Origin of the sequence: Geminocystis sp. NIES-3709, from assembly GCF_001548115.1 — a bacterium.
GTDB lineage: Bacteria > Cyanobacteriota > Cyanobacteriia > Cyanobacteriales > Cyanobacteriaceae > Geminocystis.
This window is the reverse complement of sequence record NZ_AP014821.1, coordinates 2,133,853-2,147,252: the sequence shown is the minus strand read 5'-3', so window position 1 is coordinate 2,147,252 and position 13,400 is coordinate 2,133,853. Positions and strand designations below refer to the sequence as shown.

4 protein-coding genes are annotated in these 13,400 nt (G+C 35.5%); 1 reads left to right on the top strand and 3 read right to left on the bottom strand.

Translation table 11 applies throughout. From position 1 onward, the window contains the following. Positions 1 to 488: 488 nt before the first annotated feature. Positions 489 to 1,013: an N-acetyltransferase gene (locus GM3709_RS09160; protein WP_197671830.1), complete on the top strand. Its 525-nt coding sequence runs from the start codon at positions 489 to 491 to the stop codon at positions 1,011 to 1,013. A gap of 282 nt (positions 1,014 to 1,295) precedes the next feature. Here GM3709_RS09160 and GM3709_RS09155 read toward each other — a convergent pair whose 3' ends face one another. From GM3709_RS09155 to GM3709_RS09150, 3 genes are all read right to left on the bottom strand, one after another. Continuing rightward, positions 1,296 to 11,963, bottom strand: coding sequence for an FG-GAP-like repeat-containing protein (locus GM3709_RS09155; protein WP_066118517.1), 10,668 nt, complete (start codon positions 11,961 to 11,963; stop codon positions 1,296 to 1,298). A 101-nt stretch (positions 11,964 to 12,064) separates the two neighbouring features. Then, positions 12,065 to 12,211, bottom strand: coding sequence for a hypothetical protein (locus tag GM3709_RS20445; protein ID WP_158506711.1), 147 nt, complete (start codon positions 12,209 to 12,211; stop codon positions 12,065 to 12,067). A gap of 277 nt (positions 12,212 to 12,488) precedes the next feature. After that, the gene (locus GM3709_RS09150) at positions 12,489 to 13,238 is read right to left on the bottom strand and encodes a glycosyltransferase family 2 protein (protein WP_066118515.1); all 750 of its coding nucleotides are present in this window, start codon (positions 13,236 to 13,238) and stop codon (positions 12,489 to 12,491) included. Between the last annotated feature and the right edge of the window lie 162 nt (positions 13,239 to 13,400).

Here is a 13,400-nt window from a genome sequence, read left to right as displayed (position 1 = left end):
TATTAATCTCTCCTTTTTGCCTAATCTTTCTATTAAATAAAAAAGGACGTTGATAAATAGCTTTAGCCGATTTTTGCTATTAGCTTCCTCAATTTATTACGAAGCAATCTATAATACAAATTTATTGATTAATGAAAAGTCGATCGTGCAGTGCCACCGAAAGTGATCGTTTTTTTAGTGTATGGTTATAATTAATATTTCTCAAATGAGGATTAACACATATACAAATAATTGGTGTTGTCAAATTTTATGTTTAGCTTTATTGTCGTCCCTTCAGGTAATGATCAATAAATATAGGAGAAAATAAAGATAGTAAAGCCAGAAAGAGTGATAAAAAAATGAGCCTAGTCTTTACGAAATAGAGTCCAGAATATTATACTGGAAATAAACAATAGATACGGAACATCAACGGTTATTTGAGATAGCAAACAAACTTCATGATGCCATGAAAAAAGGTCATGGAAAAGATCTTTTACAAAAAACCTTAGATGAATGAATTAAATATACCATTCAACACTTTACCGATGATGATAAACTCTTATTATTTACATAACTTAAATATTACCAAAACCGAGCAAAATCATTTGCCTTTACTAAAAAAAGTTATTGATAGTACAGGCTTATTTCCTTCGGAATATCTGGAAGGAATGATGGAGGATTATTTTACGAATTCTCATTCTGACGATGTATGGATTACAGGTATTATAAATGATTCCCCTGTTGGGATAGCTTACTTTGCACCTGAACGATTAACTAACGGTACTTATAATCTTTATCTTATCGCAATTGCAAAAGAATTTCAAAATTTAGGTATTGGTACGTTAATGATAGAGTATATTGAAACTTTTTTAAAGCAAAGCAATAACAGAATATTAATCGTTGAAACTTCGGGGCTTTCGGAATTCCAATCCACCAGAGTTTTTTATCAAAAGCGTAGTTATTTCAAAGAAGCTATCATCAGAGATTTTTATAATGATGGCAACGACAAAATTGTTTTCTGGAAAAAACTGTAAAAGGAGTTAGAAGATAGAGATAAGAAAAATACTGAAAAATAAAGATAAATAATTCTCAAAAATAAATTGAGTATGAGTTTGTTTAAATAAATTCTTAATAGTATTTCCTAAATTTGCATATTGTTTACTAAGGTAGTATGATTAGCTTTTATAAAAAGTTTTTTTGATAAAGATAGGGAACAAGAAACAGTTTCAGAGTTATTATATAGTAGGATAATATTTGTATTTGTGTATTTTTTACCCCGTTATGGCTAAGTTTATTACTACAAACCTCATAATACCTTATTGATTGTTAGCATTGACGATTTGTATTAAAATATCATTGAAATCGTTGTCACCACCGCCGAAGGTATCTTCAAAGCCATAGATGTTGTTACCAACAGAGGTAAAGTGTTGTCTTTTATCTTGATTTGCTTCACCATAGGAAAAGAAACTCTTAATTAAGTTTTCACTTTGGTTTAAATATTCTTCGACATTGCCATTGACGAGAAGGAAGAAACCGAAAATACTAGCATTAGGTAAGGCTAGAGTATAATCATCGATGCTCATATTCTCAGGTGTCTCGAAGATTAAGCCTGAAGATTGCGCTCTTTCTACTGCTACTTTATCATAGTCTGGATCATGGGGCATGATAGTTCGATCGTTCATGATAATCGCCCCCGTTAAGTCATCGACTGGATAGATACCGATCGTATTTTCATTGGCGGTGCTTCGAGCGATGGTAAGATTAACAGTAGTATTTTCACTAGAATCGAATCCTTGAGTAAGAAAAACAGGGGTATTAAGAGCAAATTCCGCAACGGTGTTATTATCATCTTTAAAAGTTAAAGCAAAGCCTTGACTACCCTTAGAAGTGATTTCCAGTTGCTCTGAATTTTGTGAACTATAAGTCTCACCATTGATGGTAAGATACAATTCTAAACCATTATCCGTAAAGGCACTTAACCCCTCTGGGGAGTTGATTAATGAGCCAAAAAACTTGGTTTCACTAGCCATTAAGGTATCTATAGTAATCTCATCGAGGGTATTAGTTAAAGAGGAATCATCGCTACCTGGGAGGTTTTCTAAGAGGATAATTGATTTACCGTCAGGGGTTTTGATGCCTAACTCATACTCACCCGATAAATTCAGTGCAGAAATTTGAAACTTAGTATCAATCACTTGAGGAGTGTAAAGAGTTTCTTCTTCATTTTGATTGACGACTAAGGGTAAAGGATAGTGATAGGGGGAGGGATATTCTAAAACACTATCGAGAATTTGTTGTTGTTGATTGGCTACTTCCTCATAATTATTGCTTCCTTGATTAATTATCTCAAGGGTGGTGTTAACAGAGGTAATTCGATCGAGCTTAGTTTCTATGATAGAATCTTCTACAGTAAGGGTAGAAAATGAGATAGCAGAATCAATAATTTGATTGATAGTTTCCGAGTCAGTTAAATCGATGTCAGGATTATGATAAATATATTCAGAAGTGGCACGACTAATTAACCATTGCGCCTCATGGGAGTCGGTGATACCTGCACTTTGTAAAACTTGCCCTCCTAATTGATAAAGTAAAGTCAGTTGGTTTTCTAAAATTAGTACCTGTTGACTTAAAATGGGATCATCGGTAGGTGATAAAGGTGTTTTAGTAAGATCAAAATCTTCAGGAAGCTCAAAAGTTGTTAAAACCTTTTCTGTAGCTATATCTTGAGGGATTTTTTCTGTTTGTAAGGCTAACACTAAAGCAAACAAATTTGGCACACTAGCAGACTCTTGCATTCTTCCTTGCCAATTATGCAGTAAATCATCAACGGTGGCAGGAGTAATTAAACCAGCGCCTAACTCCCCTAAGATATTACCTAAGTCAAATTGTAAAGCTATTTTGAGGGAGTTAAGATTAATGACGACATCATCTACTGTAGAATTTTCTCCTGTTATCGCAATTAATTGAGTGCCGATGGTTAAAATGCGAGTTAAAACGTCAGTAATGTCTGTTAATTCACTGTCGCTAAATTCTCCTCCCACATCATTAATGAGAGTGGTAATTAAATTTTCAAGAAAAGAGAGGTTATTAAAATTACCAGTATCCTCATTATACAGACTAAGGGCGATCGAACCGATAACTTGATCGGCAACTTGGGCAGGAGTTTGATTAGTGATACCAGAGATAAACTGCGTTAAAACCGCAATTGTGCCTTGAGTGATGACATGACTGGTATAGACTTTTTTGCCGTTAATATCCCCATTCTCAAGGGCAGACATGGGATCAAATTGTGATAAATCAAGGCTTTCAGGTAAGGCGAATATTTCTTTAATTTTTGCTTCGGCTAACTCGATGTCAATGCCAGACTGATGGATTTTTTGCACCAGACTGGTTAACGGAGTAATCATACTAGAGTCAACAGTGGCAAAAAGAGGAGTGCTGATAGGTAATCCCGTTGCGGAGTCAACCCCATCTATAACCACTAAACGCCCATCTTGATCATCTATGATACCATTACGATCGAGATCGAAGGGTACTAAATCCACAGGCAAATTAAAACTACCATCATCATTACTAACAGTAGAAATTTCCCCTTGATCTAATTGACCATTAAAGTTAACATCAAAAAATACCGTGCCTCCTTGTAAGTAACTTTGACTCGCAAAACCACTAATACCCAATTTTTTTAAGACATCTTCAATATCCCAGATTTTGTAAGTGAAAATATCAATATCAAGAATAGTCTCCATTATCTCGAATAAACCAACATCGACACCCACTTGCACCTTAGTATTTAAAAAAGCCTCGATCGCACCACTAATTTCGAGTACACTAAGATCACCAGTGAATAAAGGTGATAATTCAGAATAGCGAATGATACCATCGCCTAACCCTTGATATTCACCACCATCGACAAAATCGAGTTTAACATCATTATCACTTTGCACACCTCCCGTCATCCTCGCCTTTGCTACAATAGCATTAAATTCCATACCAATATCAACACCAAAAGAAGCGCCTAACTCATTGACATCTTTATCGTTTTCATCCACATCTCGGATATAAAGCCCATCTAATAATAAGTTTAGTTTATCCTCATCAAAACCTGTTTCTTGCCACTGATTTAAACCATAAGCATCATAAGCCAAGTATAGGTTAGAATTAAGCCCTAATGCGATTTCTAAAACTGCATCCAAACCATACTCAGGTAAAATAGCATCTAAACCAATATCAGACAAATCGACACTAATATCAAAATCTAAATCAGGCACATCATAGATTAAAAAGTCAACATTTTCTTCCCCTAGTAATAAACCAGCTACGGAGAAAAAGTCAGTTAACAAGGGTATCTCAAAACCATCTAAGGAGAGGATACTATCAATTAGTTTCTCTAAATCATCCGTAGCTAGAGGATTATTAGCAATTCGATCGAGAATGTTACCATCTGGTATAGTTAAATCATCACGACTAAAATCAACCTCGCCATTCTGAACTGATGTACTAACTGAACCTATATCAATTAAAACATTAGTATCATCAGCAATATAATCATCAACTAATCTGACTACTTCAATTAACTCATTAATAGCATCAATAAATTCGTAGAAGTCTAGGGAGTCACCATCATCAAAACCATCAAAGCCTAAATTTTGTAAAGCATCGTTATCACCACTATCATCATTGACATTGAGAAGGGCAAAAACTAATTCCATTACCGACACTTTGCCGTCATTATTACTATCAAAAAGAAAGTCTAATTCTAAAGCCGAAAGAAATTTTGTATCGGCATTAAGGGTATCGATAATAGGATAAATTGGTTGTAAAATTTCATCGATTAAATCAACATATTTTTTAACATAACCTCTGATTAAAGATTGTACATCTAAAGCCACATTTTGCAGAGTAACAACAAAATCATTAAGACTAATTTTTGATTCATCAGCATAGTTATAGAGGGGTAATTCTTCTACTGCTAAATCAAAAGTTATACCCGGAAACAAGTCAGTAATTTTTTCATCGGGGGTAGCAGAAAGTAATAATTTAGCAAAACTTCCCGTTTTAAAATCATAGTCAAAATTAGCAAATAATTCTTGAGCAGGACGATTTTTTAGTATGTTTAAAGCATCTGTATCTAAGTTATTACCTAATAATTTAATGTCATAGTCTAAATCTAAATCAATACCTTCATCAGCGAAATCAACAGTTAAACCATTAATACTGTCAATTCCTGTTGGAGTAACATTATCAAATTTAATATCTGGATTTAAAAAAGTTTGTGAAGTATTGAGATAATAACCACCAGTTTTATTAATACCAAAACCTAAATTAAAATCATAAATAATATCGGCTTGGGCTTCCCCATTAACTGTTAAATCAAGGGAAGGAATAGCTAAGTCTTTGCTTAAGGGAATAGTTTGATTATTATAAGTAACAGTAAAGGAAATAGTGAAAGGAGTATCGTTATTATTAGGAATATAATTTATTTGCAAATTAGAAAGGCTATCCCCTAGAGTTTCAGGCAACAAATTTCTGAAGATTTGCTCTAATTTCCATGCAGTTAAGTTATTAGTAGTGTAAATTTCACTAACAATTTTATCGGTGATTTCGTCAAAGAAAATAGGCAAGGTAGAGGCACTACCAATTAAGGGTAAACTAGATTCAGTAAATGCCTTTTCTATACTATTTAAACTATACTGCAAACCTAACGCCGTATTGACACTGTTAAAAGTTCGATCGATAATATTAACTTCAAGGTTAACAGGCTCATCTAAATTTTCATACTCCGATGCACCATCAAAAATAAATGCTAATTGGGTAGTGTGATTTTCTCCTGTCTCTGCTATATTCTCGTCGATCGCACTTATAGTTACATTTTGTGGTATATACCAATTTTCGGAAGTGAAGGTGAGGGGGTTAATGTTATTTAACTCATTAGGATTATCAGAGAAATTAATTGTAGTTGTTTGAGTAGGCTCACTTAATAAAGAGACATAGAAAGTATAGCTTTCCCCTTCTTTGACTACTGGCACAATGCCACTTTGAATAATTTGTACTCCTGCCTTATCATTGTTAATAATCACGAGAGTGTTAGTGGTAGTCTCTCCCAAGCTATAACCATCCCCTGCTAACAATTCAATAACAACTTGCTTATCACCATCATCAATAAAGTTATCAATGGAAGAAATAGTTAAAGTGGTGCTAGTTTCTCCTGGTGCGATTCTTACGCTTCCTGTTTCCAATACCGTTTGATAGTCAAAACCATTAACCGCACTACTACTTCCTAAAACTCGATAGGCAACATTTAAACCAGTCTCACCAAAAGCAGAGTTAACCGCTTCACTTACCGAGATAGTAAAGTAACCCGGCATGGCTTCTTCTGTGGCATTTTGCGTCACTGGCAAAGTAGCTAAGGGGAAGTCGTTATCGATGATGTTAACTTCTATGGGTTGAGGAGGAGTTAGACTACTGTAACGATTATCCTTAGATTCAATACTAAAATCAATATTAGTGCTGTGGTTGTATTCAATTTTGCTATCATCAACGGCAAAGACGGTGACAGTTTGAGGAATATTCCAGTTGTCTTCATTAAAGGTGAGGGTGAGAGGTTGAGAAAAACCTTGATTAGAAAACTTGATTTCCTCGTTACTGGGTGTCATGGTGACATTGACAGGGGAAAGAGGTTGAGTCTTTAAAGAAATTTGATAAGAGTTACTGCTTCCTTCTGTAGAATTATCGCTTATTTGGACAATATTAATACCTGCGTTATCATTATCTTGATTATTAAGAGAAATGTCACTAACTTCTAAATTGTTGTAAAAATCATCACCACTTTTGACAGTAGAAATTATTTGATAAGCTACGATTTCATCGTCTCTTAAATCATCTTGAGGATTAACGGTAAAACTTTGCTCAATATTCCAATTATCAGGGGTAAAGTAAAAAGAAATTACCTCTTGATTTTCTTGAAATTCTGCGGATAAAATACCCTCATTTTTGTTATTTGTGCCTAAATAAACGATGACATTATCAGTGGGTTGGCTAGTAAGTTTTACTTTAAAAGTTTGGGGTGAATTATCAGCTTCGCTAGAAGTATAAATTTTACTTGTAATGGAATTTCCGTTATTATCAGTAATAGAAACTCCTGCTATATCATCATCTTTGATAGTAAAAGTAACGGTGGTATTTTCTGAATCAATATAATAGCCTTGATTAGTATTTAAAACAACGGTAACATTTTCATCTCCTTCAGCAATGTTATCAGCAAAAGGAGTTAAATCAATATCGGCAAATTGCCCCGGAATAATGGTGATTTCTCCACTAGATAAATTCTCATAATAGTCGATAATCCCATCAATATTACCAAATAATAAATCTTGATCTAAATCTCCATTAATATCTCCAAAAATTGGACGCACATTGTCTGGTATGGTAAAATCACTGCGTTCAAATAAGCTATCATCTTGGATAAAATTAGGTTGAGAAGGAGTGCCAATATTTAACCAATACTCCATTACTCCCCCTGACTTAGTTGCACCGTTAGTGTCTCCTGTTAAAACAGCGTCTAAGTCTCCATCTTCATCTAAGTCTGCAAAGATTATACTAGCTCGATCGAACAAATCCACATTTTGAAAAGGATTTTCTGCGGTTTCTTCCACAAAAACGGGATTAGTCTCACTCCCGGTGTTGCGATAAAACTTAATTAACCCGTCACCGCTACCGATAAATAAATCTAAATCACTATCGGAATCAATATCTATGAGAATAGGGGTGCTATAATCTCCGATGTCGATACTATTAAAAGGATTATTTGAACCTGTTACTTCGGTAAAAGTGAGGTTACTATTACGATAAAAGCGAATCTTACCATCACTACTACCTAAGATTAAATCTTGATCGCGCAGCGCCACTTCGTGATCACCATCACCGTCAACATCACCGAAGGCTGGAGTCGAATAACCGGGAGAAGTTGCACCATTTAAGTCAATAGCACTGAAGGGATTGTTACTGGTATTTTTAAGGAAGGTGGGTTGATTATTTGTCCCAGTATTTTCATAATAGACGATCGAACCTTCATAATTACCGATAAAAAGGTCTAAATCTCTATCCTGATCTAAATCTATCACAAAGGGAGCGCTATAACTACCAATATCTAAACCATTAAAGGGATTTTCCGTGCCTAATTGTTGCTCGAATAAATTAAAAGATTGATAATCAAGCCCCTCTGTGGCATTATTATCACTAGGATTGGTTAAGATCGAATAACGTACTTTAACAGGCTCACTTGAACTACCCTCTCCCACTGAGATTCTAAATTTACCCCCCGTGGCGTCACTTTCTCCGATTTCACTGCTACCTTGAATATTAATAGTCACTAAAGGATCAGTTTCTAAGTTATCATCTTCTTCAGGTTCATTATTAACCACATCACTATCAATATCGGTATTCGTAATGGGTAATAGTTGATAAACTCCGTTATAGTTACTATCACTGCTAGTCGCCGTCACCTTAACATTATAGGTTATATCTCCATCGGCTCGATCGTCTTTTAATCCACTAACATTGATACTTTGATAACTATTCCAATTATCGGGGGCAAAGGTAAGGGTATTAGTAGAGAAACTATTTTCCGTGGCATCAATTTGACTAAAGCTAAGGGTGACATTACCACTAGGTTGGCTAGTCAGTTTCACTAGCAAAATATCTTCTTCTCCTTCCGTTGTTAAAACACTGGTAATGGTGGTATTTAAAGTATTAGTAACAATGGGAAAGTTAAGGGTTTTGTTTTGATAGTTACTATCTTGACTTTCGGTAACAGCAGTAACTTGATAGTTAAAATCATCACTGTTGTTAGCAGTCAAATTATTGAGGGTGAGATTTTGGGGTGATTGCCAATTATCAGGGGTAAAGGTTAAACTCCCCCCCGTTGCATTATTATTTAAACTATCTCTTAAGGTAACGGTGACATTTTGAGAAGGTTGTTGATTTAAGTTAACAGTAAAAGTGCCACTATTATCATTAAAACTAACCACACTGACGGTTAATAAATCATTGCTACTGGTAATGGATGCAGTGGTTTGAGGAGTAGCAAATTCAATACTAGACTCATCGTCATCAGTGATAGTTAAGGTTGCGCTGGAGGTAGCATTATTAACGGTATAATCTTCCCCTGCTTGGAGAGTGACAATGACGGTTTCTGCATTTTCTTTTACCTTATCATCAATAACGGGGACATTTAAGAAAACACTGGTTTCTCCTTCGGGAATTTCGATCGAACCTAAAAGGGTATTATAGTCAACATTGGGAGTTGTCGTGCCAGTCACCATATAGTTAATGACTAAACCGCCACTAGGCGCAGGATTACTCAACAATAATTTAAACACTCCTGCTAATTCGCTTCCCTCATTGGTATCGTTTTCTAATAGGATAGTCACACTAGGGATAATTGTGGGGAGGGAGTTTTCTCCTTCCGTGACATCTAAATTAGGGATACCGTCATGGGGATTGATAGTAATGTTGCTGGTGCGGTTATTATAATTGCTGTCGTTACTGGTGCTAGTAATGGTTAAATTTCTTGTGGAGGTAATACCATTGAGACTGATATTTTGGGGTGTATCCCAATTAGTAGAAGTAAAGGTAAGGGTAAAAGTATCTACTCTGACGGTGACATTTTGGGTTGGTTGGCTAGTTAATTTAACACTAAAGTTAACCTTTCCTTCGCTATTGGCTTCTAAGGGATTTGTGTTAGTAACGGCATTTCCAGCGCGATCGAGGATGGCAATATTCGGGTTATAATATCCACTATCGGTGATATTAACAGTAGCAGTGATGGTATTTCCTAGAGCATAGTTATTTCCTACCGCATAGTCTGGAGTAGTGTTAGGATTTTGATCATTTATTAAAGATATTGTAATGGTTTCGGTGGCTTCTGCGATCGCATCTGGTAAGGCACTTAAATATAATCTAGCAGAGTCTGCACCATTAGGAATAAACACCACATTTTGGGCATTACTACCACTGGTTAACCTTCCCTGAGAATTAAAATAGTCGGTGAATTGGGTGGCACTTCCTCCCGTGATATTATAATATACTGACAATCCGGGTTGCTTGGTGACGGCTCGATCGAGAATAATATCCACATAACCGATAAACTCTCCCGTATCGCTACCCTCTTGTAGATTTTTAACACCAGTGACAGTTACGATCGGCTCATCATCGATAATATTTAAGGTGCGACTATTTTTACTTAAATCTACTCTATAGCCTGTGCCTAAGGCAATATTGTTAACTTTGGGAGTTGTGGGTAATAAGGTAAAGGTAAAACTCTCATTGGCTTCGTAAGTAAAGTCATCTTTGGCAAAAACATAAATCGTCTTACTGCTTTCTCCTATACCAATGGGAATAGTTGAGCCTAAACTACCATTATTGGGGTTAGTATCATTATCAAGGATAATGTCATTACTCGCTCCTGATAAGCTATAGCCAAGACTAAAGTTACTGGTAGCAGTGGTATTTAAAGAGATGACAAATTGTCCAATTATGCCCGATTCTGAAGGATTTACCACCCCAGATGAGCTTATACTCACAACGGGAGTCGGATCGCTTATAGTTAAAGTGGCACTGGATTTACTAGAATCTATAACATAACCGTTATTAATACCATTACCCGTTAAAGTTAAAGTAATAGTCTCATTGGGGTCATAATTGAGATCATTAATGGGGTTAATATAAATAATAGCAGAAGTGGATCCTGCCGGAATGGTGGTATAACCTGAAATGGTATAGTCGGTGTTATTCGTTGCTGTGCCACTTATGGTATAAGTAGAAGAAAGAGTAATAGATGCGATCGCACTTTCGTCTAAAGAAATGGTAAACGAGCCATAATCCCCTCCCTCTACAGGTACAGGATTACTATTAGCTGTGATACTAATTTTTCTCAACTCATTACGATACCAATATATATCGTCTTCCCCGTCAGTGCCGATACCAATATCAATAAAACCGTCATTATTAGCATCTCCCACTCCCACGGCGTTAATATTATTTAACCCACTACTATCAATGGTATAAGGAGTAAAACCACCACTGCCATTATTGGAATACCAATAAATACTTGCATTACTGCTATAATTCCCAAAAATTAAATCATTATCTCCATCTCGATCGATGTCAGCAACGGCAATTTGTGCTACCTTAAAATTAGCTACTTGAGTAGCCCCACTAAAAGAACCTGAACCGTTATTCTTCCAATAATAAACCCCATTATCGGCGGCGACGATAACATCTAAATCATTATCTCTATCTATGTCAGCAACTTTCAAATCTTGAGGTTGATAACTGCTACCACTAATATTATACCCTGTCCAACTGGTGCCACTTCCATCATTGCGATACCAAAATAAACCTTCCTCACCACCAGCAACCACATCTAGTCTGCCATCTCGGTTAATATCACCGCCATCAATTGCCCTTGCTTCTCCTAACCCCCCATCGATTGTCAATTCCCCCGCAAAACTCCCTCCTGAAGTTTGTCGCCAAATAGAAACATCGTCATCATCTTCTGAAGCACCAATAATATCTACCCAGCCATCTGTGCCAAAATCACCTATATATAAATCTGTCGCCCCTTGAAAAGCATCGGATATTTTTGAGCCACTCCAAGAAGTGCCTTGCCCATTGGTGTTATACCAGATAGTGACATCATCATCATCATTTTCTGCACTGACTAAATCTATATCTCCATCTCTATCAATATCCGCACCATAGAAACCGTTGCGCCCTCCTCCTAACTCTCCATTAATTAAAGTATGAGAGGTGTTAATTGTGCTATTACTATTACTTCTATGCCAGACTAAATCATCTTCATTAAAACCTGAAGAAACGGCAACGATGTCGGGTAAATTATCTTTGTTTAAATCAAGAAACATAATCCCAGTGGGATTAGCTAAGTTGCTATTAACGGTGGCTTTGGTAAATTTAATGGTCATAGCTGATACATTTGTTAAACTATGGAGATTATAAATTTAGTTATTTGTCATATGACTATATAGTCACATTGTAAGATAATTTTAGACATTTGTCAATAGAATTATATAACTTGTTGGTATCTTACCAATGCTTCAATACAAACCCCCGTCGTTAACTCTGCGGAGCCATACCAAGAAATACGTTTTGGACTATCAAAGTAAAAAGGACTACTAGCCCAACTTCCATCATTTCCTTGCTTTGCTAACAAAAAGCTAATGGCTTTTTCTAAAGTGGGTGTTATCTGCCCGAAGTTGAGAAATGTACAAACTGCTAATGCTGTATCAAGAGGATTGTCATAGCATCCTTGCTCAAACTTTTGTTCTAAATTGGAGATAATTTTTTCTTTTAAAACTTCTAATCCTTTAACACCATTAAAATAAGCACGAGAAAGAAAATAGTAATGAGGAAAACTGCTTAAATACCATTTATCAGATTCTGTCTCTTTTCCTTTAAGGATAACATCAATTAAATAGGCTATTACTCAATCAATAAATCACCCCAAGAGCTCTACATTTGATAAATTTCATGCCACCATGTTGAATACTGCCATTTGCATAAAGTAATTTAGGTACGATCGATCCTACATTATTAAGACTCTTATATATATTGACTAATGATGAAACCCAACCCGATTTTATTGGCATCACATCTGAATTTATAAGAAGAATTAACTGTCCACTAGAAACAGATACCCCTAGGTTGTTTGCCCCTGAGAAACCTAAATTTGCCCCGGAATAGACTGTTTTAAATGGTACTTGGAAGGTGGCAAATTGTGCATCACAATAATCAATAAAATCCTTATATAGTCGAGGATCGTCTAAAACATAGATCAACTCATTGTCTTGAAAGTCGGGATCATCAGCAAATAGAGCTAATTGATATTTCATAAAGTCTAGTCTGGCGTAGAGAGGAACAACTATAGAAACTTCAGGGTGACTTATCTTTGTTCCATATTCTTTGACAACTTTGATAATTTCTGGCTTTTTACGATTCTTCAGGATGTTTCTAATAGTAGTCCCCAAATAACTATTTAAAGTCGAACTCATTGAATAGCCCGGAATAGGGAAAATCCTTAATAACAATTTGATTATTTGTGGAGGATTATTAACTTTTTGAGAGCTTATTTTATCGTTTAAAATTTCTTGCGATCGTCTTACAAAATAAAAGAAAAAATTGCTCAAAAGTTTTAATAGCTCTACAAAAATTCCAATTTTTAGCAAACTGTATTTAATCATTACTATTCATATAGCAGAAAGCGAGTTGATTAGGACAAAACTATAAATGCTTCATTCACTGCATCAATCAAATTTTTACCTTATGTGATAATTTTATTAACTCCTCTCTTCTTATACTTTTTCAGCAGACTCTAATTAAAGTTTAAGACATCCAACTCAGGT

Excerpts from the sequence above, each read along its gene's own strand:
- GM3709_RS09160 (WP_197671830.1), top strand. The coding sequence starts at position 489 with ATGAATGAATTAAATATACCATTCAACACTTTACCGATGATGATAAAC.
- GM3709_RS09155 (WP_066118517.1), bottom strand. The coding sequence starts at position 11,963 with ATGACCATTAAATTTACCAAAGCCACCGTTAATAGCAACTTAGCTAAT.
- GM3709_RS09150 (WP_066118515.1), bottom strand. The coding sequence starts at position 13,238 with ATGATTAAATACAGTTTGCTAAAAATTGGAATTTTTGTAGAGCTATTA.